Annotated in this window: 26 protein-coding genes; 13 read left to right on the top strand and 13 right to left on the bottom strand. The window is 64.7% G+C overall.

Annotation, left to right across the window (positions count from 1 at the left end; all coding sequences use genetic code 11):
- Positions 1 to 91 precede the first annotated feature (91 nt).
- On the bottom strand, positions 92 to 346 hold the full coding sequence (locus FHS48_RS11245; protein ID WP_184263652.1) for a sulfurtransferase TusA family protein: 255 nt from the start codon (positions 344 to 346) through the stop codon (positions 92 to 94).
- A 106-nt stretch (positions 347 to 452) separates the two neighbouring features.
- Here FHS48_RS11245 and FHS48_RS11240 point away from each other — a divergent pair, with 106 nt between their 5' ends.
- Positions 453 to 869 (top strand): Ros/MucR family transcriptional regulator, encoded by a 417-nt coding sequence (locus FHS48_RS11240; protein WP_184263651.1) that lies wholly within the window; start codon positions 453 to 455, stop codon positions 867 to 869.
- A gap of 92 nt (positions 870 to 961) precedes the next feature.
- On the opposite strand, the gene FHS48_RS11235 is transcribed toward FHS48_RS11240, so the two are convergent.
- The 3 genes from FHS48_RS11235 to thrC all read right to left on the bottom strand — a co-directional run bounded on the left by FHS48_RS11235 (position 962) and on the right by thrC (position 6279).
- A complete protein-coding gene (locus FHS48_RS11235; protein ID WP_184263650.1) occupies positions 962 to 3445 on the bottom strand; it encodes an ATP-binding protein in 2484 nt (827 codons plus the stop codon).
- Positions 3446 to 3622: 177 nt separating this feature from the next.
- Positions 3623 to 4882, bottom strand: coding sequence for a M16 family metallopeptidase (locus tag FHS48_RS11230; RefSeq protein WP_184263649.1), 1260 nt, complete (start codon positions 4880 to 4882; stop codon positions 3623 to 3625).
- A complete protein-coding gene (thrC, locus tag FHS48_RS11225) occupies positions 4882 to 6279 on the bottom strand; it encodes a threonine synthase (RefSeq protein WP_184263648.1) in 1398 nt (465 codons plus the stop codon). The genes FHS48_RS11230 and thrC overlap by 1 nt, the downstream gene beginning before the upstream one ends.
- A gap of 291 nt (positions 6280 to 6570) precedes the next feature.
- Here thrC and FHS48_RS11220 point away from each other — a divergent pair, with 291 nt between their 5' ends.
- Positions 6571 to 7749 (top strand): hypothetical protein, encoded by a 1179-nt coding sequence (locus FHS48_RS11220; RefSeq protein ID WP_184263647.1) that lies wholly within the window; start codon positions 6571 to 6573, stop codon positions 7747 to 7749.
- Between the two features lie 106 nt (positions 7750 to 7855).
- On the opposite strand, the gene FHS48_RS11215 is transcribed toward FHS48_RS11220, so the two are convergent.
- Together FHS48_RS11215 and FHS48_RS11210 are read right to left on the bottom strand one after the other, a co-directional pair.
- Positions 7856 to 8092, bottom strand: coding sequence for a hypothetical protein (locus FHS48_RS11215; RefSeq protein WP_184263646.1), 237 nt, complete (start codon positions 8090 to 8092; stop codon positions 7856 to 7858).
- A 77-nt stretch (positions 8093 to 8169) separates the two neighbouring features.
- On the bottom strand, positions 8170 to 8355 hold the full coding sequence (locus FHS48_RS11210) for a hypothetical protein (RefSeq protein WP_184263645.1): 186 nt from the start codon (positions 8353 to 8355) through the stop codon (positions 8170 to 8172).
- A 280-nt stretch (positions 8356 to 8635) separates the two neighbouring features.
- On the opposite strand from FHS48_RS11210, the gene FHS48_RS11205 reads away from it, so the two are divergent.
- The gene (locus FHS48_RS11205; RefSeq protein ID WP_184263644.1) at positions 8636 to 9193 is read left to right on the top strand and encodes a hypothetical protein; all 558 of its coding nucleotides are present in this window, start codon (positions 8636 to 8638) and stop codon (positions 9191 to 9193) included.
- Between the two features lie 72 nt (positions 9194 to 9265).
- Here the strand turns inward: FHS48_RS11205 and secA are convergent, their stop codons facing one another.
- Positions 9266 to 11950, bottom strand: a complete 2685-nt coding sequence (secA, locus tag FHS48_RS11200; RefSeq protein ID WP_184263643.1) for a preprotein translocase subunit SecA — start codon at positions 11948 to 11950, stop codon at positions 9266 to 9268.
- Between the two features lie 406 nt (positions 11951 to 12356).
- Here secA and FHS48_RS11195 point away from each other — a divergent pair, with 406 nt between their 5' ends.
- From FHS48_RS11195 to mutT, 3 genes are all read left to right on the top strand, one after another.
- Entirely contained in the window at positions 12357 to 13217 is an 861-nt protein-coding gene (locus tag FHS48_RS11195) for a peptidylprolyl isomerase (protein WP_184263642.1), read from the top strand.
- Positions 13218 to 13333: 116 nt separating this feature from the next.
- Entirely contained in the window at positions 13334 to 14566 is a 1233-nt protein-coding gene (gene argJ, locus FHS48_RS11190; protein ID WP_184263641.1) for a bifunctional glutamate N-acetyltransferase/amino-acid acetyltransferase ArgJ, read from the top strand.
- Between the two features lie 491 nt (positions 14567 to 15057).
- The gene (gene mutT / locus FHS48_RS20605) at positions 15058 to 15450 is read left to right on the top strand and encodes an 8-oxo-dGTP diphosphatase MutT (RefSeq protein ID WP_184263665.1); all 393 of its coding nucleotides are present in this window, start codon (positions 15058 to 15060) and stop codon (positions 15448 to 15450) included.
- Positions 15451 to 15501: 51 nt separating this feature from the next.
- Here the strand turns inward: mutT and FHS48_RS11180 are convergent, their stop codons facing one another.
- Positions 15502 to 16254, bottom strand: a complete 753-nt coding sequence (locus tag FHS48_RS11180; RefSeq protein WP_184263640.1) for a methyltransferase domain-containing protein — start codon at positions 16252 to 16254, stop codon at positions 15502 to 15504.
- A 250-nt stretch (positions 16255 to 16504) separates the two neighbouring features.
- On the opposite strand from FHS48_RS11180, the gene FHS48_RS11175 reads away from it, so the two are divergent.
- A complete protein-coding gene (locus FHS48_RS11175; protein ID WP_184263639.1) occupies positions 16505 to 17005 on the top strand; it encodes an Hsp20 family protein in 501 nt (166 codons plus the stop codon).
- A gap of 99 nt (positions 17006 to 17104) precedes the next feature.
- Here FHS48_RS11175 and bfr (FHS48_RS11170) read toward each other — a convergent pair whose 3' ends face one another.
- A complete protein-coding gene (gene bfr, locus FHS48_RS11170) occupies positions 17105 to 17581 on the bottom strand; it encodes a bacterioferritin (protein WP_184263638.1) in 477 nt (158 codons plus the stop codon).
- A gap of 13 nt (positions 17582 to 17594) precedes the next feature.
- Positions 17595 to 18074: a bacterioferritin gene (gene bfr, locus FHS48_RS11165; RefSeq protein WP_184263637.1), complete on the bottom strand. Its 480-nt coding sequence runs from the start codon at positions 18072 to 18074 to the stop codon at positions 17595 to 17597.
- 363 nt (positions 18075 to 18437) lie between these two features.
- On the opposite strand from bfr (FHS48_RS11165), the gene FHS48_RS11160 reads away from it, so the two are divergent.
- Both FHS48_RS11160 and FHS48_RS11155 read left to right on the top strand, forming a co-directional pair.
- Complete coding sequence (locus FHS48_RS11160) at positions 18438 to 18782, top strand: cupredoxin domain-containing protein (protein WP_184263636.1); 345 nt, start codon at positions 18438 to 18440, stop codon at positions 18780 to 18782.
- 6 nt (positions 18783 to 18788) lie between these two features.
- Positions 18789 to 19607, top strand: a complete 819-nt coding sequence (locus FHS48_RS11155; protein WP_184263635.1) for an FTR1 family iron permease — start codon at positions 18789 to 18791, stop codon at positions 19605 to 19607.
- A 73-nt stretch (positions 19608 to 19680) separates the two neighbouring features.
- On the opposite strand, the gene FHS48_RS11150 is transcribed toward FHS48_RS11155, so the two are convergent.
- A complete protein-coding gene (locus FHS48_RS11150) occupies positions 19681 to 20103 on the bottom strand; it encodes a Fur family transcriptional regulator (protein ID WP_184263634.1) in 423 nt (140 codons plus the stop codon).
- Positions 20104 to 20221: 118 nt separating this feature from the next.
- Here FHS48_RS11150 and FHS48_RS11145 point away from each other — a divergent pair, with 118 nt between their 5' ends.
- On the top strand, positions 20222 to 20596 hold the full coding sequence (locus FHS48_RS11145) for a cupin domain-containing protein (RefSeq protein ID WP_184263633.1): 375 nt from the start codon (positions 20222 to 20224) through the stop codon (positions 20594 to 20596).
- Here FHS48_RS11145 and FHS48_RS11140 read toward each other — a convergent pair.
- Positions 20588 to 21220: a gamma-glutamylcyclotransferase gene (locus FHS48_RS11140; RefSeq protein WP_184263632.1), complete on the bottom strand. Its 633-nt coding sequence runs from the start codon at positions 21218 to 21220 to the stop codon at positions 20588 to 20590. The genes FHS48_RS11145 and FHS48_RS11140 overlap by 9 nt on opposite strands.
- A 131-nt stretch (positions 21221 to 21351) precedes the next feature.
- Between FHS48_RS11140 and FHS48_RS11135 the strand changes: the two genes are divergently transcribed.
- Complete coding sequence (locus FHS48_RS11135) at positions 21352 to 22599, top strand: DUF2125 domain-containing protein (RefSeq protein WP_184263631.1); 1248 nt, start codon at positions 21352 to 21354, stop codon at positions 22597 to 22599.
- A gap of 101 nt (positions 22600 to 22700) precedes the next feature.
- On the opposite strand, the gene FHS48_RS11130 is transcribed toward FHS48_RS11135, so the two are convergent.
- The gene (locus FHS48_RS11130; protein ID WP_184263630.1) at positions 22701 to 22952 is read right to left on the bottom strand and encodes a hypothetical protein; all 252 of its coding nucleotides are present in this window, start codon (positions 22950 to 22952) and stop codon (positions 22701 to 22703) included.
- Between the two features lie 427 nt (positions 22953 to 23379).
- Here FHS48_RS11130 and FHS48_RS11125 point away from each other — a divergent pair, with 427 nt between their 5' ends.
- Positions 23380 to 25551 carry a transglycosylase domain-containing protein gene (locus FHS48_RS11125; protein WP_260402436.1) on the top strand — a complete coding sequence of 724 codons (2172 nt, stop codon included), beginning with the start codon at positions 23380 to 23382 and terminating at the stop codon, positions 25549 to 25551.
- A gap of 140 nt (positions 25552 to 25691) precedes the next feature.
- The gene (purT, locus tag FHS48_RS11120; RefSeq protein WP_184263628.1) at positions 25692 to 26870 is read left to right on the top strand and encodes a formate-dependent phosphoribosylglycinamide formyltransferase; all 1179 of its coding nucleotides are present in this window, start codon (positions 25692 to 25694) and stop codon (positions 26868 to 26870) included.
- Positions 26871 to 26882 lie beyond the last annotated feature (12 nt).

The raw sequence follows: 26882 nt of genomic DNA, 5'->3' as shown, positions 1-26882 counted from the left end.
GGACACCGGTTTTGCGGTTGAAAACGCTCTAACTTTTTAAAAAGAGAGCATTTTCTTCGATTGACCGGATTCCACTCAATCGGAAAATGCTCTAGCCGCCCTTGCGGATCACCATCCGCATCACGCCGTCGGCCCCGGGCAGCGGACCCAGCGACAGCACCGCATGGCCTTCCGCCCGCACCGATGCGGGAACATTGCGCACCGGCTCCGGTCCGCGCAGGTCCACAGCCAATGTTTGTCCGGAAGACATTTTTTCCAGCATCAATTTAGTCTTAACAAAGGTAAACGGGCAGATCTCTGCCGTGATATCGAGAAAATAATCCGACACAGTATCCACAGAAATCATCCTAATCTATTTTACCGTTGCTAAGCGGGGTGGCGCATCATATATAGCGTGCAAACACGCTTCAATATCCATAAACGTTTCCCTATTCGTCATAAGGACCGCCTGAATGAGCGACCAGTACATCGACAAGGATCTTCTTGCGCTGACCGCCGACATCGTCGCCGCCCACGTCAGCAATAACACCGTCGCGATGTCTGATCTGCCGCTGCTGATTTCGGAAGTCCACCGCGCCCTGACCAATCTGGGGTCCGCCCCGGTGCAGGTGGAACGCCCGCAGCCGGCCGTTCCGGTGAAAAAGTCGGTGACCCCGGAATACATTATCTGCCTTGAAGACGGTAAGAAGCTGAAGATGCTGAAGCGGCACCTGAAGACGGCTTACAACATGACCCCGGAAGAATACCGCGAACGCTGGGGTCTGCCCGCCGATTACCCGATGGTGGCCCCCAACTACGCCATCCACCGGTCTGATCTGGCGAAGAAGATCGGCCTCGGCACCAAGGCCCGCCGCCGTCCGGCCCGCTGAGGCTCTGCCGTCCGGTCAGGCCTTTGCAGGCATTGCCGGAGCCCCGATGACAGTCAGCCCCCGCCGGACCGGATCCGGCGGGGGTTTTGTCTTCAGTCAGGCCCTGACGCACCGGCCAGCCCACGCACCAGCGCCGTCCGCAAGGTCTCCGCAGTAACCGGGTGCGGCAGCGGATAGACCTGCCTCCCCTCCCCGGAAACCCCCGGCAGCAGGAACACCGGAATCCGCATGGTTTCCCCGGCAGCCCGCAACAGGGTCAACGGTTCCGGGCCGTCAGGGGCCGCCCCCTCCGGCTGCCCCAACACCTGCCCGAGAACAATCGCATCCGGCAGTTCGGCATGGGCGGTGAACAATCCATCCTCCATCGACGGCACGGACACCAGACTCACCCCCGGCAGACCGGCAACCGCCGTCTGGAAGCCTGCAATCACATCCAGCCGATGTTCAATCAGCAGAAGGCGGCGGTGCGGCGGCTCTCCACCCCCCTGAACACCCGGCCCTTTCTGGACAGACGGTACCACCGGGGCCGCCTCAGCGACCGGCAGGTCAACCCAGAAGGTTGTGCCCTGCCCCTCCGCGCTTTCAAACCCGATCTGGCCCCCCATCATCTGCATCAGATCCCGGGTGACTTTCAGGCCGATGCCGGTTCCTTCAATGCCGGAGACCTCCGCCCCCAGCCGGTTGAACGGCTGGAACAGCCCCCCTTGTTTCTCAACCGCAATTCCCCGCCCGGTATCAGAAATGCGGATCCGGACCCAGTCATCCCGCAGCGTGTTTTCCAGACCGGCGCTCTGATACTGCCCGGCACTGATCAGAACCTGCCCCTCAGGCACATTATACTTGATCGCATTGCTGAGAAGGTTCAGCAGAACCTGTTTCATCCGCACGTAATCGGCATAGACCTTCGGAACCCGGACCAATGACGGTGCGACCTCAACCCGGATCCCCCCCGGCAAGGCCAGCGGCTGCACAATCGCCAGACAATCCTGCACCAGAGACGACAGCGTCAGGGCCTCCGGCGCCAGAGTCAGCGCACCGGACTCAATCCGCGCCAGATCCAGCACTTCATTGATCAGGGTCAGCAGATGGTTGCCGCTGCGGCGGATATGATCGACATGCTCCCTCTGCTTCGCCGTCAGGGGATCGCGGCGGCTGACCGCCAGCAGCTGGGCAAACCCCAGCACGGCATTCAGGGGGGTCCGCAGTTCGTGACTCATCGCCGACAGGAATTCTGATTTGGCCCGGCTGGCGGCTTCGGCCTCCTCCTTGGCGGCCTGCAACGCCGCCTGAAGCTCCACCGTGTCGCTGATGTCCGTATGCAGGCCGATCCGCCCGCCGTCGGGGGTCCGGTATTCCACCACCCGCACCCATTTCCCGGTCAGGGTATGCATCTCGAACGGCATGCCATCCGCCCGGCGGTGACACTCCAGACGGTCCCGCACCACCATCGACAGGCTGCGCCCCGGCGGAGCCTGATACAGACCCCGCTCCAGACTGATCTGGACAATCTCCTCAAACCGGATGCCGTAGGTCAGGACATCCGCCGTATCCGGATACATCTGCCGGTACCGGGCATTGCACAGGATCAGCCGGTCATCGTGATCAAACAGGGTGAACCCTTCCGAGATCCCGCTGAGGGCGGCCATCAGCTTGGCCTCCGTCGCCTCCAGCCGCTCCCGCGTCCGTTCCTGCGCGCTGATATCGGTGGCGGTCCCCCGGTATCCGAGAAACTGGCCGGTACAGTTGAAAACCGGTTTCCCGCTCAGGCTGACCACCCGCATCCCGCCTTCCGGGTCGGCAAAGCGGAACAGCAGGTCGCGGAACGACTCGTGGGCGGTCAGCAGGGTATCAAAATCGTTGAAGGCCTCGTTGGCCGAATAAGGCTGCAACGCCCGCAGGGTGCCCGCCTGCATCAGGGCATCGCGCAGCCACGTCTGCGGCCCGGCCACCTGTGTCAGGGTGAAGGTGTCATCCACTTCCCACAGCCAGTCCGAGGACGATTCCGCATAATCCCGGAAGCGCTGACGGCTGAGATCCAGTTCCTCCCGCGCCCGGACCGGGGCGGTGATATCCCGCAGCAGCAGGGTATGGCGCTGGCCGGTGATGGCGGGCAGCGCCCCCCGCTTGACCAGCAGAACAGTTTCGGTTCCGCCCGCCGTCAGGCGGACGACATGGCCGAACTCATCCTCTGCCACCGTCGAATCCTGAAGCACAGTGCGCGGCAGCAGATCCGGCAACAGCCGGCCAATCAGCGACGGCGCGGAACATCCCAGCAGCAGACCGGCGCTGGCATTGGCATCCATGATCCGCAGGTCGTCGCTGAAGGTCAGCAGCCCTTCGCCGACAGCATCCAGCAGATCCCGGATCTGCCCGGCCGCCTGTGCGCGCAACGGGCCCTCCAGCGGATCATCCGTGGCGGATCCGGCCTGCGCAGAGACAGCACGGCCATCCTCCCCTCCGCCCGTCAGGGCATGGTAGGTGGCGTCCACCAGTTTCAGAAGGCGCTGGAGATCAACACTGCCCTCCGGCCCCCGGGAGGAGGCCTCAGCGAGCTGGCTGGCGAGCAAGGGATGCATCCGCCGTCCTGTCACAAGAAATCTGTCCGTACGGTCAAAACCGCCGCTGCCGGTCACCGCCCCTGCCTGCCCACACAAGGTGCGGCAGACGCCCGTAATCAACAGTCTGCATACAGCCTGCCATGAAGTCGGCAAACGGGGAAAGCGGAATATCCCCGCTTTCCCCGCAGGGATGCCTTACCCTGCCAGCAGGGCGCGGAATCCATCCGCATCCGGCAGACCGGACTGCGGGCCCATCGCCGTCACCGTCGGGGCGCTGCCCAGCATCAGGGCGGCCGCTTCCAGAACCTTGGCCTCATCCACCGCCTCGACCTGGGTCACCAGCTCTTCGGTCGACAGGATGCGGCCATAGGACAGGATATGCCGGGCCAGCTGCTCGCAGCGGTTGGACGGGCTTTCCAGCCCCATCAGCAGACCGGCCTTGATCTGGGCCCGGGCCCGGGCCAGTTCCGCCGGGGTGATACCATCCAGCACCCGCCGCAGCTCGGTGCACAGCACCGGCACCAGTTCCGCCGCCTCGTCCTCGCCGGTCCCGGCATAAACGCCGAACAGACCGCCGTCGGTGTAGGAGTTGGTGTAGGTATAGACCGAATAGGCCAGTCCCCGCTTCTCGCGGATTTCCTGAAACAGCCGCGACGACATGCCGCCGCCCAGCAGGGTGGACAGCACCGCCGAGGCATAGAACAGCGGGTGTTCGTAGGACACGCCGTCAAAACCAAGCAGCAGGTGCAGCTGTTCCAGATCCTTGTCCACCCGCAGGTCGCCACCGACATAGCGGGCGGCTTCCGGCTGTACCGGCGCCGTCTGCGGCAGGGCGGTGAACTGCTGCTCGACCAGACGCACAAAGGTGTCGTGATCAATGTTACCGGCCGCAGCCAGCACCATCGACCGGGTCGAGTAGGTGTCACGCATGAACCGGCTCAGGGTGTCGCGGGTGATGCCGCGCACCCGCTCCGGGGTGCCCAGAACGGCGCGGCCCATGGCCTGATCCGGATAGGCGGTGGCCTGAAAATGGTCGTAGACGATGTCGTCGGGGGTGTCTTCGGCCTGATTGATTTCCTGCACCACCACCGACTGTTCCCGCGCCAACTCTTCGGGATCAAACACCGAATGCTGGAGGATGTCGGCGATCAGGTCCACCGCCAGCGCCGAATCCTCTTTCAGGACCTTGGCGTAATAGGCGGTGTTCTCGCGGGAGGTATAGGCGTTCAGGTGGCCGCCGACATTCTCGATTTCCTCGGCAATGGCGGCGGCGCTGCGACGCTGGGTCCCCTTGAAGGCCATGTGTTCCAGCAGGTGGGAGATCCCGTTGATCTCCACCGGCTCATGGCGGGTTCCCACATCCACCCAGGCCCCCAGTGACACGGTTTCGACCGTGATCATCCGGTCGGTCATGACCCGCAGGCCATTGGGAAGGGTGGTGACGGAAATGCTCATTACGACTCCACTTGCTCGGCGACGAAGCGTTCAATCGCCGCCACATCATTGGGGATGACCGTCATCCGTTCCGGACGGTCGAACAGATCGGACAGACGGGCCGGAAGGCCGGGGTAGACCCCGGAGGCATCCTGCACCGCCTGCGGGAATTTGGCGGGATGGGCGGTGGCGAGGCAGACCACCGGGGTCCCCGGCTCGATGCCGGTCAGACGGCGCCCGGCCTCGACGCCGATGGCGCTGTGCGGATCCAGCAGCTCGCCGGTGGTGGCGTGGATCTCGCGGATCACCGCCTGCGTTTCGGCATCGGACAGCCGCAGGCCGGAGAAGCGGGCCCGGGCCGCCGCCAGCGCCGTTTCTTCCAGCGCATAACTGCCGGACTGACGGAACTGGAGCATCATCCGCTCCACCTCGGCCCCATTGCGGCCGCACAGGTCAAACAGCAGGCGTTCGAAGTTCGACGACACCTGAATATCCATCGACGGGCTGATGGTCGGCACCACCCCGGCCATGGTCATCGCCCCGGTTTCAAAGAAGCGGGTCAGGATATCATTGCTGTTGGAACCGATGCCGAAGCGGGCCACCGGCAGCCCCATCTTTTCGGCAACGAACCCGGCGAAGACATTGCCGAAATTGCCGGTCGGCACCGAGAAGACCACCGGCCGTTCCGGCGCGCCCAGACGCAGCCCGGCCCAGAAGTAATAGACCACCTGCGCCATGATGCGGGCCCAGTTGATCGAATTGACCGCCGACAGATTGTAGCGGTCGCGGAAGGCGGTGTGATTGAACATCGCCTTCACCGCATCCTGACAATCGTCGAAGGTGCCATCCAGCGCCAGACAGCGGACGTTGGACGACGGCACGGTGGTCATCTGCCGCCGCTGCACATCTGACACCCGGCCATTGGGGAACAGGATGAAGATGTCAATCGCCTCGCGGTCGCGGCAGGCCTCAATCGCCGCCGAGCCGGTATCGCCGGAGGTGGCACCGACAATGGTTACCTTCTCGCCGCGCTTTTTCAGCACATGGTCAAAGGCCTGCCCCAGAAATTGCAGGGCGTAATCCTTGAACGCCAGCGTCGGGCCGGAGAACAGCTCCATCAGCCACAGATTGGTGTCCAGCTGCTTCAGCGGGGCGATGGCGGTGTGGCTGAACGGCGCGTAAGCCCGGGCCACCAGACCGGCCAGTTCCTCGCGACTCAGGCAATCGGACACGAAGGGTGCCATCACCTCCACCGCCAGACCGGTGTAGGACAGGCCGCGCAGACGTTTCATCTCGGCGGCGGAAAAAGTCGGCCAGCTTTCCGGAACATACAGGCCGCCATCACGGGCCAGCCCGCTGAGCAGGACATCATCGAATCCCAGAACCGGGGCCTTACCCCGCGTGCTGACGTACTTCACGGCACCACACTCCGTCACCATCATCGAAAAAGGCGCACAGACTATCGCCAGCGCGCCGGTTCGGCAACGCGGAAGCGCCGGAAAATCGCCACATCCGCGTTTAAGACTTAAATAAAGGACGGCCCTGTAAAATGCGCATCCCCTAATTCTTTCTGCGGGGACATGCCCCGCCTCTTTCAAGTGACCGGCATCACAGGGGTATCCCCCGGGAACCCGGTATCCTGACCCTTCAGATACTCCGCCAGATCTGAGGGAGATCCCATCAGGCCGTATGACCGCCGGAGCCCAGCGATGAACGCCATCTCCATGACTGCCAAATCCCCCGTCAAACCACCCCGGAGCCGCTCCCATCACCGGATGTCCGCCCAGCGGGCGGCCGAAGCCGTGCGGACGACCCTGCGGGGCGAAGCGGTGGTGACGCTACAGAAACTGGTTCCGGCCCTTGGGGTGCTGCCGCGCGATCAGGTCTATGACCGGATTCTCGATAACCCGGAACTGCTGGACGGCTGTTTTCAGGTGTTCCGCTCCAACCCGCAGGCTTTCGAGTCGCTGCTGGTCCGCTCTGACAAGACCCCGATCGTCACCGAAGCCGACCCCCTGCGCTGTGGCCGCAGCCTGTCGCAGGTGATTGCCATGGTGGTCCGCTCCTGCGCCCGCCGCTACTTCCACCGCGCCCTGAAGGAACCGGCGGTGCGCCGCCCGCCCCCGCCGAAGCCGGGATTGCTGGAATGGCTGGGGTTGGTCAAACCGGCCCCGAAGAAACAGCGCCTGAGCCGCGCCGACCGCCTGTATCATGCCATCAGCGATCACCTGCTGTACGAATGGCAGGCCCGGCTGATCCCCTATTACGCCCCGCTGCCGGAGCAGTTGGTCCGGGCCCTCGGGCCGCGCATTCTGGCCATCCGCGAACCGGCGGAGCTGATTGAGATCGCCCAGTCCGGACGGATTCCGTCAACGCTGGCCCATGCCCCGGACCCCACCCTGCCCCCGGCACCGCTGGCTGCCGGGGCCGCCCCCGGAACCACCCCGGGCGCTGCCGGAGCCAATCCGGCCCGGGGGGCCGCCCGGCCCGTGGCCTCGCGGATGCTGGAGGAAGAACTGTGGGCCGCCTGCGAAAAGGCCAACCTTGGCCGCCATATGAACCAGCCGGACAAAGCCCAGTTGCGCCGGATGGTGGCGATTGCCGCCGGGGCCAACGCGACCGTATTCACCACCCTGCGGTCGGACCTGAACCTGACCACCCTCCAGACCGCCGCCCTGCTGTGCGCCATTGTCGCCGCCCTGACCCCCGGTAAATACCTGCGCCTGTTCGGTGCCCCCGGGGAACGGCTGGCCTTGGACATTGTGGTGATGGTGGTGCGGCGGGAACAGTTCGGGGTGATGAGTTCCCCCGATGAAATCGGCCGACAGGCGCTGGAAGTCGGGACCTCAGTCCTGCGGGCCCTGCGCAACAGCACGCTGGACGTCTGATCGTCTGATCACCCCCGGACAGATGGCGTCAGGCTGATGAGCATTAACGACAAAAGCCGGACCACAGAGCGTGGCCCGGCTTTTTCTGTGCTTTTACAGGCAGATGTCAGATCAGGACATTCAGATAGGTGCCGCGCGGTGCATTGCGGTCAAGCTGCTGCCCGTCAATCATCACAAACTGACGATCCCGCTGCTCCCGCGGGCGACGCAACGCCGCATCATCAGACACCGTGGACGGAACAGCGGCCCGCTGCCGGGCCCGGGGATCCCCGGTGCCGGTGCTGACCGGACGGAAACCGGCAGAATCGAGTCGTTTACCGCCAATACCTGAAGGACCGCTCATTGCGTTGCCACACCTGCTCCTGACCCCGGCATCCACCGGGGCTCCGGGCGATGCGGGCCCCCGCTGCGGGGGTTACTTCAGACTGTAAGATCGACCTGCGTCGCCTTGCCGGGGCCGGGAGCCGCCTGCATCTGCTGCGTGCTGTCCGTCAGCATCTGCACCATCTGCTGCTGCGCCTGCGCCTGCTGCGCGACCATGCCGATTTCCGCCGCCTGTCGGGTCAGGGCCACCTGTGCTGATGACAGGGAGGAAGCCAAAGCCACCGCGTCCATCGTATCCTCCACGTTTCCGGGAAACCGGCGTTTTACGGGCTGTGCCCTGCCGGACGGACCATTCTGGCCCATGCCCTGAAGATACGCTGCCGATCAGCGGACCGCAACCACAGCGGCAAAACACCAGCTGCCTGTCACGGTCTTTTGGCAAACTCCTGACACCTTCACCCCACCTGACGGGGAAATATTTGCCTAGTGTGCCAGCCGATGCTTTAAGATTTGCTAAGATCACCCCGATGGGGTGCCTTTTCAGCCCCCTGACGGAGCCAGCATGCCCACCCTGCCCCAGTCTGGCCCCCTGCTGTCCGGCACCCTGTCCGCCTTCGGGCATGGCCTTGGCGCTCTGGGCACCGGGATCACGGCTCTGTCCGCCGTCCTCAGCCTGACAGACCCCAGCCCCGCCAGCCTGACCGTCGCGGCTGTCGGGGCCACTGCCGGACTTCCCCTGATGGCCCTCTATGCCCTGACGCTGGGGCGGATCCTCCGGCGCCGCCCGCTGACCATGCACCTGTCCGTTGACGCCGAGACCCTGATCCTGCGCTTTACCTGCGGGAAACACGCCCTGCGGACAGTCTGCTACCGGCTGAGCGAAATCACCGACTGCGGCCTGACCCCGGTGGACAGCGGCTTTTCCAGCCTGTGGCGCCCCTACCTCGGGTTCGGCCAGCCGCCCCGGCGGCGGCCTCTGCCGCTGAGCTGCCGTGCTGATCTGCGCCGGATCCCCCCGGAGCAGTTTGAAGCCCTGCTGGCCGCAACCGTGACCCTGCTGGCCCAGCACCAGCCACAGGCCCTGTTCCGGCTGCACCGGGACGGTGCCGCCTACGGCTGACACCGCATAAAAAAACCGCCCGGACAGTCCGGGCGGTTTTCTCTGAAACACAGATATGCGGCACTGGCGGGCTTAAGCGGCCGCCCCGTGGCAATGCTTGAACTTCTTGCCGGACCCACAGGGGCACGGCTCATTGCGGGACACCCGGCCCCAGGTGGACGGATCCGCCGGATTCCGCTCAGCCCCGGTTTCCGGGCCGCCGAAGGCCGACTGCGGCGCGGCGTGCTGTTCCTGCATCGGCACGCTGTCATGCGGGCGCAGATCGTCTTCCGACGGTTCGGTCCGCAGCTCGATCAGCGCCAGAGTCTGCGTCACCTTTTCCCGCAGATGATCCAGCATCTTCTGGAACATCTCGAAGGCTTCGCTCTTGTATTCGTTCAGCGGATCGCGCTGGGCATAGGCGCGCAGGGAAATCCCCTGACGCAGATGATCCAGATGCAGCAGGTGTTCTTTCCAGGTGGCATCCAGAATCTGCAACAGCAGGCTCTTTTCCACCATCCGCCAGATGTCGGCACCATAGTTGGCAACCTTGGCCGCCATCTTCTGGTCAATGGCCGACATCACCCGGTGTTCGATCTCTTCTTCGCCGATGCCTTCCTCGCGCGCCCAGTCCTTGACCGGCAGATCGAGGTTGAACAGACGCAGGCATTCCTCGTGCAGGGTGGTGATGTTCCACTGCTCCGGCATCGCCTTTTCCGGAATGCAGCCGGCGACCAGATCGCGCACCACTTCCTCGCGCATGTGCTTGACGTCCGGCGCAACGTCTTCGCTGCGCATCAGCTCGCGGCGCTGTTCATAAATGACCTTACGCTGGTCATTCATCACATCGTCGAACTTCAGCAGATTCTTGCGGATGTCGAAGTTGCGGGCCTCAACCTTCTGCTGCGCCTTTTCCAGAGCCTTGTTGATCCACGGGTGGATAATGGCTTCGCCGTCCTTCAGGCCCAGCTTCTGGAGCATACCGTCCATCCGCTCCGACCCGAAGATGCGCATCAGGTCGTCTTCCAGCGACAGGAAGAACCGGGACGCCCCCGGATCGCCCTGACGGCCGGAACGGCCGCGCAGCTGGTTGTCGATGCGGCGACTTTCGTGGCGTTCGGTGCCGATCACGAACAGACCACCGGCTGCCAGCGCCTGTTCCTTCTTGGTGGCGATGTCAGCCTTGATCTCTTCAGTCCGGCGGGCGCGTTCGGCCTCATCGGTGACGTCGTGCAGCTCCACCGCCACCCGCATCTCCAGGTTGCCGCCCAGCTGGATGTCGGTGCCACGGCCCGCCATGTTGGTGGCAATGGTCACCGCGCCCGGCACCCCGGCCTGCGACACGATATAGGCTTCCTGCTCGTGATAGCGGGCATTCAGCACGCGCGGCTCGATCTTCTTGTCCTTGCGGAGCAGCTCGGCAAGATATTCCGACTTTTCGATCGAGGTGGTGCCGACCAGACAGGGCTGGCCGCGCTTGTAGCATTCCTCGACCAGATCGGCGATCGCCACATATTTATCACGGGCGGTGCGGTAGACCTCGTCGTCCTGATCATCGCGGGAGAAGGGCCGGTTGGTGGGCATTTCCACCACTTCGAGATTATAGATCTCGGCGAATTCCCCGGCCTCGGTCATCGCCGTCCCGGTCATCCCGGCCAGCTTCGGATACAGGCGGAAATAGTTCTGGAAGGTGATCGAGGCCAGCGTCTGGTTCTCGTTCTGGATCGCCACCTGTTCCTTGGCTTCCAGCGCCTGATGCAGACCTTCGGAGTAACGGCGGCCTTCCATCATGCGGCCGGTGAACTCATCAATGATGATCACCTTGCCGTCCTTGACGATGTAATCCACATCGCGGGTGAACAGCACATGGGCGCGCAGGGCCTGCTGGGCATGGTGCACCAGCGAGACGTTGGCGATGTCATACAGCCCACCGTCGAGCAGCAGACCGGCGTCCCGGAACTGCTGTTCCATGAACTCGGTGCCTTCTTCGGTGAAGGTGACGGCCTTGGACTTCTCGTCCTTCTCGTAATGGAGCGGCTCGACATTGCGGATCAGGATATCGACCGCCACATACAGGTCTGTCGACGATTCCGACGGACCGGAGATGATCAGCGGGGTCCGCGCCTCGTCCACCAGAATGGAGTCGACTTCGTCAACGATGGCGTAGTTGAAGGGCCGCTGGACCATCTCGTCCAGACGGAACTTCATGTTATCGCGCAGATAATCGAAGCCGAGTTCGTTGTTGGTGCCATAGGTGATGTCACAGGCATAGGCTTCCTGACGCTTCATGTCGGTCAGGTCGTGGGTGATGCAGCCGACGGTCAGGCCGAGGAAGCGGTACAGACGGCTCATCCACTCGCAGTCGCGGCTGGCGAGGTAATCGTTGACCGTCACCACATGCACGCCCTTGCCGGTCAGCGCATTCAGGTAGGTCGGCAGGGTGGCGACCAGGGTCTTGCCTTCCCCGGTCTTCATTTCCGCGATCTTGCCCTGATGCAGCACGATGCCGCCCAGCATCTGCACGTCGAAATGACGCATCCCCATGACCCGGCGGGAGGCCTCGCGCACGGTGGCGAAGGCTTCAACCAGCAGATCGTCGAGGGTTTCGCCCTTGTCCAGCCGTTCACGGAACAGCACCGTGCGGTGGCGCAGATCGTCATCGGACAGCGCCTGCAGGCTCGGCTCCAGCGCGTTGATATCGTCCACGATCTTGCGGATGGACTTTACGAAACGGTCATTCGCGGTTCCGAAGAGCCGCCGGGCAATGGCGCCGAACATGCATACCTCTTGCTGTCGTCTTCCGGCGCGGCTCCGTCTCCGGGCTGTCAGGCAGGCCGGAGGGGCCGCCGGGACGTGTTCCCCAAAACCCCTTTTCAGGGACGTTCCCACACATAGAGCGCAAGCCGGAACCTGTCAATCGACGGCGGACCGCCGGACCGGGAAAACCGGCATAAAATGGCCTGCCGGTCATAACCGCTCCAGAGTGGCCGGGCCATCCCGGCAAACGGACGGGCCGATCATTCACCGAAGGTTCATCGACGCAGGACGATCCTGTGCCCCGCGAAGCACTTGCACCCGGCTGACAGCTGTGGTCAGGTAGCCGCCGGGCGACGCGCCCCCGGCCGGGTCAGGTCCCGGCGGAGCCGCGCCGCCGTCATGTCACGACATCTCCCGGTGAGGCTTTATGTCCATCTCGTTTTCCGCCCTGCGCGGCGTTACCCTCGGGGCTGCCATTGCCCTGTCCGTCGGCTTCACTGCCCCGGCGTTCGCTGCCGGTGCCGCCGACACTACGGTTGTCGCCACCATTGACGGCGAAAAGATCACCCGCGCCGAGCTTGAGGCGCTGAAGCAGCAGATGGCCGCCCAGTATCCGCAGCTGGGTCAGGTGCCTCTCGATGCCGTTTACAAGGGCCTTCTCGACCGCGCCATCGACCAGCGTCTGATGGAAAAGGAAGCCCGCAAGGCCAAGATGCAGAATGATGCCGATGTGAAGGCCCAGCTGAAGGACGTGGAGTCCGAGCTGATCCGCCGCGCCTGGCTGTCCAAGACCGTGGAAAAGCGCGTCACCGACGACAAGGTGAAGGCTGCCTATGACCAGATGATCAAGTCGACCCCGGATGAGGAAGAAGTCCGCGCCCGCCACATTCTGGTGGAAACCGAAGACAAGGCCAAGGAGCTGATCGGCAAGCTGACCGGCGGCGCCAAGTTTGAGGACATCGCCAAGACCGAAAGCAAGGATCCGGGCGCTGCCAACGGCGGTGATCTCGGCTTCTTCCGCAAGGGCGACATGGTGCCGGAATTCTCCGAAGCCGCTTTCGGCATGAAGGCGGGCGAGCTGTCCAAGGCCCCGGTGAAGACCCAGTTCGGCTGGCACATCATTAAGGTTGAAGAGCGCCGCAAGATGCAGCCGCCGAAGCTTGAGGACGTCGCCGCGCAGCTGCGTGGTGAAGTCGCCCAGGCCGAAGCCGCCGCGGTGATCAAAGACCTGCGCGACAAGGCGAAGGTTGAGACCTTCAATCCCGACGGGACCAAGCCGGCGAAATAATCCGGCCTGACACACCGGCCCCCGTCCTGTGGCGGGGGCCGGTTGTTCCTGTACTCGCCTTCCTGTATCCCCCTTCCCTGCTTCCGTTCTCTGGCTTGATCAAGGATCCGCCCGTCATGGCTGACAAGGTTTCTCCGCTGGCCCCCGCCGGTTTCCCGTTCCTGCCGGTTCTGCCCGGTGTGCGCTTCGCTGCCCACGCCTGCGGTATCCGCTACAGGGACCGCACCGATCTTCTGGTGATGGAACTGCCCGCCGGAACCGCCGCCGCCGGGGTCCTGACCACCTCCAAGACCCGGTCCGCCCCGGTGGACTGGTGCGCCCACGCCCTGAAGAAGGGCCGGGGCCGCGTGGTGGTGGTGAATGCCGGGAACGCCAACGCCTTCACCGGTGAAAAGGGCGTCGCCTCGGTGCGCCGCACCGTCGAGGCCGCCGCCGCTGTGTTCGGCTGCAAGGAAACCGAGGTCTATGTGTCCTCCACCGGCACCATCGGGGAATTCCTGCCCGACGAGAAGATCACCGCCGCCCTGCCGGAGGTTGCCCGCCACCTGAAGGGCGAGGACTGGGAACGCGCCGCCCGCGCCATCATGACCACCGACACCTTCCCCAAGGCGGCCACCCGCACCGCCATGATCGGGAAGACCAAGGTCACCCTCAACGGTATCGCCAAGGGCTCGGGCATGATTGCCCCGGATATGGCGACCATGCTGGCCTATGTCGTCACCGATGCCGCCATTCCGGCCGAGGTGCTCCAGTCCCTGCTGAAGAAGGGGGCTGACCGCTCCTTCAACAGCATCACCGTCGACGGGGACACCTCCACCTCTGATACCCTGCTGCTGTTCGCCACCGGCACCGCTGGCAACAAGCGCCCGGAAAAGGCTGGCGACAAGCTTCTGAAAGACTTCAAGGAAAAGCTGTTCGATCTGCTGACCGACCTGTCGCATCAGGTGGTGAAGGACGGCGAAGGGGCTTCCAAGTTCGTCGAAATCCGCGTCACCGGTGCCGAGTCGGCCAAGGCCGCCCGGATTATCGGTCTGGCCATCGCCAACAGCCCGCTGGTCAAGACCGCGATCGCCGGGGAAGACGCCAACTGGGGCCGCGTGGTCATGGCGGTCGGCAAGTCCGGCCAGAAGGCCGACCGCGATAAACTGTGCATCCGCATCGGCGGTGTCGAAGTCGCCCGCAACGGTCTGGCCGTGCCCGGCTATGACGAAACCCCGGTGGTGGCCCACATGAAGGGCCAGAACATCGTGATTGAAGCCAGCGTCGGCATCGCCGACGGCAAGGCGGTGGTCTGGACCTGCGACCTGACCCACGACTACATCGATATCAACGGCTCCTACCGCAGCTGATCCGACAGGACTGAAGCGTGACTGATCTGACCATGGATCTGGGGGAAGACGGCTGCTCAGCCGTCTTTCCGCTTTTAACCGCCCGCCTGCGGATTGCACCGCTGTCCCCGGCGGACCATCCCGCCCTTGCCGCCGCCGCCCCGGACCTTGATCTTCCGGCCCTGAGGCTGGCGCTGGAGGAGGGGAGCGCCCTGCCCCTGTGCCTGCGCCGGGCCGATGATGACAGCCTGACCGGACTGATCACCCTGACCCGGCAGGGCGGGGACTACACCCTGTCCGCCCGGATCATCGACGGCCTGCAACGGCAGGGCTATGGCAGCGAAGCCCTGCGGGCCGTGCTGGACTATGCCCTGCTGACCCTGCATCTGCCCGCGCTGTCGGTTCAGGCCCCGCCTGCGGCGGCCGGGCTGCTGGACCGCCTCGGCTTTGTCACCGATGGCGCTACCGCGCGGATTGATACCGCCGCCGTGCGCCGCCTGACCGCCCGGCGGATGGTGCTGGTCAGCGCCGTGGTGCTGGTGGATGCCGATAACCGGATTCTGCTGCAACAGCGCCCGCCGGGCAAACAGCTGGCCGGTCTGTGGGAATTTCCCGGTGGCAAGGTCGATCCGGGCGAAACCCCTGAACAGGCGCTGGTCCGCGAACTCCAGGAAGAGCTGGGCATCGACACCCGCAGCAGCTGCCTTGCCCCGCTGACCTTTGCCAGCCACAGCTACGATGACTTTCATCTGCTGATGCCGGTCTATGTCTGCCGCCAGTGGCAGGGGCAGGTCCGGGGACGGGAAGGCCAGACGCTGGCATGGGTGCCGGTGCGGAAGCTGCGGGACTACCCGATGCCGCCCGCCGACATTCCGCTGATCCCGATTCTGGAGATGTGGTTCTGAACCGCCAGAACCGCCCCGGAACCGGAACCACGACAGAAAACGGGGGCGGCCTCAGCGCCGCCACCGCACCAGAACGGTGAAATCGATCCGGTAGCGGTCCTCGATCAGGGTGACCTCACCCCCCAGTTCGTCGCGGCAAAACGCCACATAAGGGGCCGGATCGGCATAATACAGGGTCGGGCGGCGGTCACGCCCCCGGGCATCCAGCATGTTGAAGGCCATTCCCCGGCGGCTGCGGGCCGCCATCGCCGTCAACATGCCCCGGCACCACTGCTCCCAGCGGTCTCCCCCGACATCAAGGCGCAGGCCAAACAGACCGGAGGCCAGATAATAATCGGCCTCCTCGCGCGGTTCCGCCGACAGCACGAAGCGGGCGCGGCGATCGCGGTCATACCGCCCCTGCGCGGTGGCGATCATCCGGGGGCTGATGTCATAACCGGTGTAGGTGCCACGCCACAGGCAGGGCCGCCAGCGCAGCCAGCCGAACAGCGCCCCGTAGCCACAGCCCATATCGGCGATGCTGACCGGCCCGGCCCCGACCAGCGGCCCCAGACGGTCCCGCCCCAGCCCGCGCAGCAGGCGGCTGAAGCGCAGGGTCTGGGCCCGGCGGCTGCTCCACAGCACCGCCGCCGGAGACACTCCGGCCCGGTCGAGGGTAAAATCATAAGATCCGGCGATCCGGGTCAGCAGGGTCCCATCCAGCCCGCCTTCGGCCTCCGGCAGGCGGTTGGGATAGAGAATATCCCCCAGCGTATCGGCGAAACCCGGCGGCTCCTGCCCGGCTGTCCCGTTATTCTCTGCCATTGCTTCCCCTGCCCTTCCGCCACCGGCCAGCCCTTGTCCTCCGGATTGCCCCTCTTGACGCATCCGGCGGAGCGACCGACATTATCCGGTGGCGGTGCCATGTTCCGGACCGCCGCTGTCACAGCCGCCCCGGCCCACCAGAGGCCGGAGCCTGCGGATCCCGATGGTGCCGGACGACCGGGCCAGCAGAGACCGTAGCGGCCGGATGTGAGGATGACAACTGATACCGAGACGCTCAGGGAGGTTTCCGGTGACCCGACTTTCTGTTTTCAACAGTCCGCTGCTGCTGGGCTTTGACCACGTTGAGCGCGTTCTGGACCGTGTGTCCAAAAGCTCGGCGGAAGGCTACCCGCCCTACAACATCGAACAGATCGGCGAACACCGTCTGCGGATCACACTGGCCGTTGCCGGGTTCTGCGATGAGGATCTGAGCGTCACCACCGAAGACAACCAGCTGGTGATCCGCGGGCGGCAGCGCCCCGATGATCAGGAACGGGTCTATCTGCACCGGGGCATCGCCTCGCGCCAGTTTCAGCGCAGCTTTGTGCTGGCGGAAGGGATTGAGGTCTCCGCTGCCCATCTTGATAACGGGCTGCTGCACATCGACCTTGCCCGCCCGATCCCCGAGCCGGTGGTGCGCCAGATCAAGATTGAACGCGGCACCCGCCCGCAGACGCCGGGCGGTACCACACCGGAAGCGCCATCGCCGATGATCGATCTCGCCCCACTGGGCCGTCCGGCCGGGCGCTGAAGCGACGCTGACACCGCCATCAGAACAGCCATAAAACAAAGGGCTGCCGGTTTCCGGCAGCCCCTGTTGCATCAGCCTTCGACAGACCCGGACCGCAGATCAGTCCACATCCCCGGCCACAGACTGGAGGTAGTTCGGCAGACCCATGCTGTCGATCAGGCTTTCCTGCGTCTCCAGCCAGTCGATCCACTCTTCGGTCTCTTCCAGAATTTCCGCCACTTCGTGCCGGGTGACGAAATCCTGCTTTTCTTCGGCAAGGGCCACCGCCGCGACCAGCGCATCGCGCTTGCCCAGCGCCGCCTTCAGTTCGTGCGCGATGATTTCCGGCACGGTCTCGCCGATCATCAGCTTGCCGAGATCCTGTAGGTTCGGCAGGCCTTCCAGAAACAGGACGCGCTCGATGATCTCATCGGCATCCTTCATTTCCTGAATCGACGCCTTGTAGATCGCCTTGCCCAGCTTCTCCAGACCCCAGTTGCGCAGCATCCGCGCATGCAGGAAGGTCTGGTTGATCAGGGTCAGCTGCACCTTCAGCACCCCGTTCAGGGATGCAATAATCGCCTTATCGCCCTTCATCGGTCACTCTCCCTTACGAACCGGCGCCCGAGACGGACTGAATGTAGTTTTGCAGACCCATCTTCTCGATCAGGCCCAGCTGCTTTTCCAGCCAATAGGCATGGTCGATTTCGGTGTCGGTCAGCATCTTCACCAGAATACGGCGGGTTTCGTAATCCTGCAGGCGTTCACACAGGGCGATGGCAGCCTTCAGGGCGGCGGTCACCTCGTATTCCACGTCGAGATCGTTCTTCAGCATCTCCGGCACGGTGGCACCGACACGCAGCGGATCGCGGCGCGACAGGTCCGGACGGCCGCCCAGGAACAGGATGCGCTTGATCAGGTCATCGGCATGTTCCAGCTCATCCTGATGCTCATGACCGATCCGCTCGAACAGGGCCTTCATGCCCCAGTCGTCATACATCCGGGAATGAATGAAGTACTGATCCGCGGCGGTCAGCTCCCCGGCCAGAAGATCGTTCAGGACGGCAATAATCTCATCGTGACCCTTCATGGCCCTCTCCTCAAACAACAGACTTCGACAGTCGGATATCTGAGATGAAAGAGACCACGCCAGGATCAAAAAATCAAGAAAAACAATGAGTTAATAATGTATCTCAAAGTCACTTGAAACTATCGGCTTCATCTTCCTCAACTTTTTCCCACCGGCCCGGTTTCCGCCCGCCGGGGCCCCGGCATCGGGATACCCCACCCGCGTGCGACACGGATCCGGTCTGCAAAAGAATCGGGTTTACAGGCTGCGCCGGGGGGAGTAGTCGTCAGTGGAAATGCGATTTAATCGCACTCTCTGCATTCTGCCCGGCCGGGCGCCACCCTTCTCCGGTACCCCGGCCCTGACTGCCCAAGGGGTCCTTCCATGCGCCTGCTGACCACCGCCGTCTTTGCCGCCTCCGTTCTGGCCGCCCCGCTTCTCGCTGCGGCCCCTGCGCAGGCGGAAGACCCGACTTACACCCTGACCATCAAGGACCATGTGTTCGAGCCGTCGCGGGTGGAGGTTCCGGCCAACCAGAAAGTGACCCTGCTGGTGAAGAACCTCGACACCACCCCGGAGGAATTTGAAAGCAAGTCGCTGCGCCGGGAAAAGGTGATCATGGGCCGCAAGGAACTGGCCATCTCCATCGGCCCGCTGAAGCCGGGTGAATACACCTTCATGGGCGAATACAACGCCGACACCGCCCACGGCGTTGTCGTTGCGAAGTGAGGCATCATGCTGGCCGCCGGACTGATCGTTTTTCGTGAGATGCTGGAGGCCGCACTGGTCACCGGCATCATCCTCGCCGCCACCCGGGGGGTTGCCGGGTCGCGCCTGTTCATCAGCGGCGGGGTTATTCTCGGGCTGGCGGGGGCGCTGGTCCTCGCCCTGTTCGCCGAAACCCTGTCCGATACCATGAACGGCATGGGGCAGGAGCTGTTCAACGCCGCCGTTCTGGGGCTGGCGGTGGTGATGCTGGCCTGGCACACCATCTGGATGAGCCGCCATGGCCGCGAGATGGCGGCGCAGATGCGGGCTGTCGGCTCTGCCGTGTCTTCCGGCAGCCGCCCGCTGTCGGTGCTGAGCGTGGTGGTCGGCGTTGCCGTACTGCGGGAAGGGGCGGAAACCGTGCTGTTCCTTTATGGCATTCTGGCCTCGGACGGCGACAGCCTGATGGCAACCGCCTTCGGTGCCCTGCTTGGCGTCGTCGCCGGGGCCGGTGTCGGTGCCCTGCTCTATGCCGGGCTGGTCGCCATTCCGACCCGGCTGCTGTTTGGCGTCACCACCTGGATGGTCACGCTGCTGGCCGCCGGAATGGCCGCCCAGATGGTCACCTTCCTGTCCGCCGCCGGGGTGCTGGATGTCGCGATGGATCCGGTCTGGGACAGCTCCGGCCTGCTGGCGGAAGACAGTCTGCCCGGCCGCCTGCTGCACACCCTGATCGGTTATATCGACCATCCGGCGTGGCCGCAGATCATTGCCTATGGCCTGACCCTGCTGGTCATTGCCGGGGCCGCCCGGCTGGTGGCCCGCCCGGTCCGCGCACAGGCCTGACGGTCGCTGCGATGCTGAAAAAGGGGGCTCCGGCCCCCTTTTTTCCATGGATCACTCTGTCTGTTCTGCTGTGTCAGCGCCGGATCCGGACCCGGACAAAAACGTCAACGTCGGTCACCTCATAGCCCGGCGGGCTGTCAACGGTCGGCAGATCGGCCATCCCGGGCAGAGGAATATCCTCCAGATGGCCTGACGTTTCGTTGAAAACGTGCAGGCGACGGGCCGGATCCAGACTGAACCAGTGGCGGTCCTGATAGACCAGACGCCGCAGCAACCCGGCTTCAGTCAGCTGGTTCAGGGTGTTATAGACCGTCCCCACCGACAGGCCATGTCCGGCGGCGGTCAGGTTGCGGTGGAAGGCCTCCGGCGTGATATGGCTGCCGTTGGTTTCCTGAAGTGTTTTCAGAATGGCCAGCCGCTGGCGCGACGGCTTGATATTGTGACGCCGCAGAAACGCGGCGATCGGCTGCCCGACAGGCAGGGCGGGAAGAGGCATATTCTGCAATCGCGAATAATTTGCATTAGTAACATCATCATAGCGGTTCGCCGCCCCGGCGCAACCGGTTATAATGCCTGCCATCACACTTTCAGGGTCCACGGACCGGGAGAGCGCAATGTCCACCGCCGATACCATGCCGTTTGCCGTCACCCGCACCCCGGAGCAGGCAGACACCTTTGTCGCCGCGCCGGAAAAACGCCTGTCCGGATCCGGGGAACAGACGGTGTGGAATGCCTTCTCCGATCCCAGCGGGCAGTTCCATGTCGGGCATTGGCAGGGGGCCTGCGGCCGCCTGAAGGTCAACTATACGGAACAGGAATTCTGCGTCCTGCTGTCCGGCACCGTGCGGCTGGAACAGGAGGAAACCGGGACCACCGCCACCTTCACCGCCGGAGACGCCTTCGTGATCCCCGCCGGTTTCCGGGGGGTCTGGGAAACCGTGGAGCCGTGCCTGAAACTCTACGCGATCTTCGAGGCGGCCTCAGCCTGAGGCCTCCAGCGCGGCCAGATAGCCGTGCAGGTGACCGTCGCTGATCCCGTGGCGGTCCAGACAGGCCACCGTGTTGCGCAGATACTCCGCCGAGGTGCCGTTACAGCCGACGCCCTGCCGCAGGAACACCAGCTTCTCCGCACGGCTGAGGTGCCCCAGATACTGGCTGTGAGACGGATCGACCACATAGCCATAGGCCTCAACCTGACGGCCATCGGCCAGATAACAGGGCAGGAACTGCGGATGATACAGCCGGGTGATCAGTTCGCGGGCGTCCAGCGCCGCCGCCACCGCCTGCCGCTGTGCCGCCGCCACCCGCAGGGCCATCCCCTGACAGGATCCCCCCTGCTGGAGTCCGAGGACAATCCCCAGACAGTCCGGGGTGCCCCGGTAGCGCAGGGAGGCGACACACAGATCCCGCTGATAGCCGTCTACCCGGGCCTGCACGGCCTCCACCGGATCAAATCCGGGATTCCACATCAAAGAGCCATAGGCGAACACCCACAGGTCTCCTTCCCCGAACCGGGCCAGCCGCTCCGCCTCTGTCTGCGGAACCGGGTCGGCCACCGGAACGGCGGTCTCGGTCAGGGAATCGGCAGGTGGGCAGGACGGATCGGCGGGCATGGCGGGGTCTCAGACGGAAAGCACGGCGGGGAAGAACGGCAGAGGCCGCCCCCTTAACGTGAGAAGGGCGGACAGATTGCGCAAGATGCGATAAGACACCATGCCTGCCGTTCACAGCAAGAGGACTTCTGATGGCCCGTTCGCGCCGGAACACGCCCCATGGCTCCTCCTCCTCCCGCCCCCCGGGATCCACCGGATCCCGGCAGGATGCCAGCCTGCGTGCGGAAAAAACCGACCGGGCCTCGCCGCCGCCAACGGAAGGACGGAGCTTCAACGCCTTCCGCCTGATCATCCTGCCCTCCATCGGGCTGGTGATTCTGCTGCTGTTTACCCAAGGCTGGTTCATGCTGGCCGACAGCGTGACCGAGGGCTGGACCCGCTGGGCGGCAGCCCAGAAGACCAACGGCTGGACCATCACAACTGACCCGCCGCAACGGCGGGGCTATCCGGTCAAGGTGGACATCGGGCTGCCGTCGCTGCGGATCACCGGCCCCGCCGGCGGGCTGGAGGCCCAGAGCGCCTCGCTGACCTTCAACGGCTGGGCTCCGGGGACCCCGATATTCCGCATCACCGGCCCGGTGACCCTGACCCTTGCCGACGGCCAGAAGCTGAGCGGCGCGGTGGAGGAGGCCAAAGGCACCCTGACCCAGAGCACCACCGGCATTGCCCTGTCGGTGATCATCACCAATTTCCGGGGCCGACAGATGACCACCGGTGTCCCGGTGTCCCTCGACAGCCTGACCCTGACGGTTGATCCGCTGACCTCCGGGGCCGGAGCACCGGATCGCACGCCGGTCTACCGTCTGGCTGGCGCCATCAAGGCGCTGACCCTGCCGCAGACCGTCACCGGGCAGTTCGGCACCGCCCTGACCGAAGCGGTCCTGCAAGGCGAAATCCGGGGGCCCTTCGTGGTGCCCGGCACCGGCGGGGCCAAGGGCCCGGCCACACTGGTACAGGCCCTGAAAACATGGCGGGATGGCGGCGGCACGCTGGAAGTGCAGCGCCTGTATGTGGACTGGGCCCCGCTGAAAATCGGAGTCGCCGGCACCATGGCGCTGGACGAGGGCCTTCAGCCGGAAGGGGCCTTCAGCACCAGCATCAACGGTCTGGTGCCGATGCTGGACCGCCTGGAACGGCAAGGCGTGGTCCGGGGCCGGGATGCCTCGATTGCCCGGGTTCTGCTGGGGGCGATGGGGCAGCGCGGGGCAGACGGCAGCGTGACCCACAGCCTGCCCCTGAGCATCCAGAACCAGAAGCTGACCGTCGGCCCGGTGCCGCTGATCCAGATGCCACCGGTCCGCTGGGGGGCTGATATGCCGGTCCCCGAGGCCGGAACGCCGGGGTCCGCGCCCCAGACCCCGCCCGGAGTCACAGACTGACAGTTACAGGCTGACAGTCCCCAACAGAACGGGCTCCGTCACAGACAGACGGAGCCCCGGAAGACAGACTGATCCGTCCCAGCGTTTCAGGGCGCAGCGTTTCAGGGCACAGTCCCGGTTTCGCCACAGTCTGCGACAGTTTCCTCCTCAGGGGAGACAGACAGCGTGGTCCGTTCCGGCTCGCCCTGTACCAAGGCATCGCAGGTCTGGTAGTAGTCCTCCCACCGGTCGGCGAATTCCTCCGCCGCCTGAAGCAGAACTGCGGCAAGAGGCTTACCGTCCCGGTCTGCCAGTGCCTGGAGGCGATCGAGCAGATCGGCAGGCAGCAGCAGGGATAAAGGAGCACCGCTCATGACATTTCTCACTGGCTGCGACGGTGGGTGCCCCTGCCCGGATGGCAACACCGCCTTTGTTTTACCATGAACCCGTGGTACCCCTGTCCCTCCGCGATACCCTAGTCAGACCATGCCGAATAACACCGACGTCCCCCGACAGGAACCCTCCTTTGGCACCAGACGCCGCCCCGAACCCCGGAGCGGCCTGACCGCAGGTGAGCCCATCAATCCCCGTGCCGGAACCCCTGCGGGTCCGGCAGCGCATCCATCCCGCCTTCGGGACGGCACGACCGGGCCGCAGATGCGGGAAGACCCGGTATTCGTCCCCCAGAAAACCAGAACCGCCCCGCAAGGGCAAGAGGATCAGGGACATATCCGGCCTCAACCGCTTGAAAACAGACGGGAACCCCGTCGATCGTCCGATATCGCGATTCTGGGGGGCTCCTTGACCCGTCTGGTTCACCGTCTGTGGCAGGACCGCAGCAGCGGCCGCACCCCGTCGCGGGCAGCAGGCTCCGCCTCTCCTGCGCCCCGGAAAACAGCCCCGCCAAAGGGCACTTCCGCCCGCTCCCGCCCCGCAGGCGGACCCGGAGCCGGGGGGGGAACCGGCGGGAACGGCAGCGGCGGGGCCGGAGGCAACCGCAAGGGGCCATCCGGTGGCGGGCGCGGCTGGGGCCGCCGCCTGATCCGCTGGGGCCTGACCCTGATGGTGTGGGGAATCATCGCCCTGACCCTGATCGTCGCCTGGTTTGCCGCCGATCTGCCACGCATTGATCTGGCCGCCGCCATGACCCGCCGCCCGTCGGTGACGTTCGAGGCGGCTGATGGCTCGGTGATCGCCACCTATGGCGAGAACTACGGCGACGTGCTGGATGTGAAAGATCTGCCGCCCTACCTGCCCGGGGCGGTGATGGCGATTGAAGACCGGAAGTTCTATTACCACTTCGGCATTGACCCGATCGGTCTGGCCCGCGCCATGATCGTCAACGCCCGGGCCGGACGGACGGTACAGGGTGGGTCGACCATCACCCAGCAGACCGCCAAAAACCTGTTCCTGTCCCCCGACCGCACCGCCAAACGCAAGATTCAGGAAGTGCTGCTGGCCTTCTGGCTGGAATGGACCTTCACCAAGGACCAGATCTTCAGCCTGTACCTCAACCGCGTCTATCTCGGGGCAGGCACCTATGGCGTCGATGCCGCCGCCCACCGCTATTTCGGGGTATCGGCCCGCGATGTCACGCCCTATCAGGCCGCCGTTCTGGCCGGACTGCTGAAGGCCCCCTCGACCTATAACCCGGAAGCCAATCCGCAGGCCTCATTCAACCGGGCCAGGGTGGTGCTGGCGGCCATGGCCGAAACCGGCACCATCACCCCGGAACAGGCCCGGCAGGCTTCGGTGATGCCGCCGCCGCGCCCGACAGCCCCCGGCGGACGCACCGGCCGGTATTTTGCCGACTGGGTCGGCGACCGTCTGGATGACCTTCTGGGACAGATCAATACCGACCTGATCGTCCGCACCACGCTGAACCCGGCCATTCAGGCCGCCGCTGAGAAGACCCTGCGCGAGACCCTTGCCGCCAAGGGACCGGCGATGGCGGCGTCACAGGGGGCGGTGGTGGTGATGCGCCCGGATGGGGCAGTTCTGGCCTTGGTCGGCGGGGTTGACTATGCCGCCAGCCAGTACAACCGTGCCACACAGGCGCAGCGTCAGCCGGGCTCCTCCTTCAAGCCGGTGGTGTATCTGACCGCCACCGAAAAGGGCTACCGGCCCGACGACATGGTTCTGGACGCCCCGATCACCTTCAAAAACTGGTCGCCGGAAAACTTCGACCGGAAGTATCTGGGGGAAATCCCGCTGCGGACGGCGGTCGCGCGCTCCATCAACACCGTTGCGGTCCGGGTCTCGGAAGAGGTGGGACGGAGCAACGTCATCAACACCGCCCGCCAGATGGGGCTGACGGTGTCGTCCGATGCCCAGCCGTCGCTGGCGCTGGGGACCGAGGAAACCACCCTGCTCAGCCTGACCAATGCCTATGCGGTGCTGGCCAGCAACGGGCGCTATACTCCGGCGTGGGGCATCAGCGATGTGATGACCCGTTCCGGCGAGGTGCTGTACCTGCATGAAAATGATCTGGTCCGCACCGTCGCCAGCCCCGATGCCGTCGGCGCCCTGAACGAGATGCTGACCGGCGTGCTGACCGAGGGCACCGGCAAGGGCGCCGCCTTCGGCCGTCCGGCCGCGGGCAAAAGCGGCACCACCCAGAACTACCGGGATGCGTGGTTTATGGGCTACACCCCCGACATTGTCACCGGCGTCTGGATCGGCAACGACAACAACAGCCCGATGAAGCGGGTGACCGGCGGCACCCTGCCCGCCACCGTCTGGAAAGGGGTGATGCAGGCCGCCCATGCCGGAATTCCGGTGCATGATCTGCCGCGCGATACCCGGACCGGCATCGGCGGCTTCTTTGACCGGCTGTTCAAGGGGGGATCGTCCTCCGGCCCGGCGCAGGGGGGACCGTCACCATCGTGGCCCCCGGTGTCAGAGACGCCAAGCGGTCCGTTTGACTCCTCCAAGGAAGCCGACCGGATCATGAATATGTCGACCGACAAATGATGGCGACAACACGGGCGGCGGCCGGACCGTTTTTGGATACGATGCTCTGGACCCGCTCTTGACCGCCTTGGTATAAGGCGGGCAGAGGCATAACCGGCGGTGAACCCCACCGCTGCCACAGACAGACACGAGGGCCGGACATGGGTGCGACTGCAAAAATTCTGCTTCTGGGATCCGGGGAACTCGGCCGGGAATTTGTGATTTCCGCCAAGCGTCTGGGCGCAGAGGTCATTGCCTGCGACTCCTACGCCAATGCCCCGGCCATGCAGGTGGCGGACGGCTTCGAGGTGTTCTCGATGCTCGACGGCGAGGCCCTCGGCGCGGCGATTGAGAAGCACCGGCCCGACCTGATCGTGCCGGAGGTGGAAGCGATCCGCACCGAGGTCCTGAAGGACTATGAGGACCGGGGCTTCACCGTGGTGCCCTCCGCCCGCGCCACCATCATGACCATGAACCGGGACCGCATCCGCGAGGTGGCTGCGCAGGAACTTGGCCTGCGCACCTCGACCTACCTCTATGCCGAAACCCGCGAGGAGATGCGGGCCGCAGTGGAGAAGGTCGGCCTGCCATGCGTGGTCAAGCCGGTGATGTCGTCCTCCGGCAAGGGGCAGAGCACCGTCCGCAGCGCCGATGCCGTTGATACCGCGTGGGATTATGCCGTCGCCGGAATGCGCGGCGACCGCCAGCGGGTGATCGTCGAAGCCTTCATTCCGTTCGACTATGAAATCACCCTGCTGACCATCCGCACCCGCGACGGCGTGCTGTTCTGTCCGCCGATCGGTCACCGGCAGGAACGCGGGGATTATCAGGAAAGCTGGCAGCCTGCCGCCATGTCCGACAGCGCCATCCATGCGGCGCAGGAGATGGCCCGGGCGGTGGTCGATAACCTTGGCGGTTATGGCCTGTTCGGGGTGGAGTTCTTTGTCGTCGGTGACACCGTGATCTTCTCCGAGCTGTCACCCCGGCCGCATGACACCGGCATGGTGACGCTGATCTCGCAGAACCTGACGGAATTTGACCTGCACGCCCGGGCGATCCTCGGGCTACCGATTCCCGGCATCACCCTGCACGGCCCCAGCGCCTCGGCGGTGGTGCTGGCAGACCGCGACTCGGCGGATTTCACCGTGTCCGGCATCGCCGACGCCCTCCGCCCGGCGGCACCGGGCGTCGATCTGGACGTGCGGATCTTCAACAAACCGACCACCCGCCCCTATCGCCGCATGGGGGTGGCGCTGGCGCTGGTCCGGGACGGAACGGTTGAAGACGCCCGCGCCGCAGCCCGCGATGCTGCCGCAAAAATCACCCTGACCTACAGGTAAGAGACGATAAGG

This window comes from Novispirillum itersonii, assembly GCF_014205675.1.
Classification (GTDB): domain Bacteria; phylum Pseudomonadota; class Alphaproteobacteria; order Rhodospirillales; family Rhodospirillaceae; genus Novispirillum; species Novispirillum itersonii_A.
Note: the sequence above shows the minus strand (reverse complement) of the source record. Positions and strands in the feature narration are given on the sequence as shown.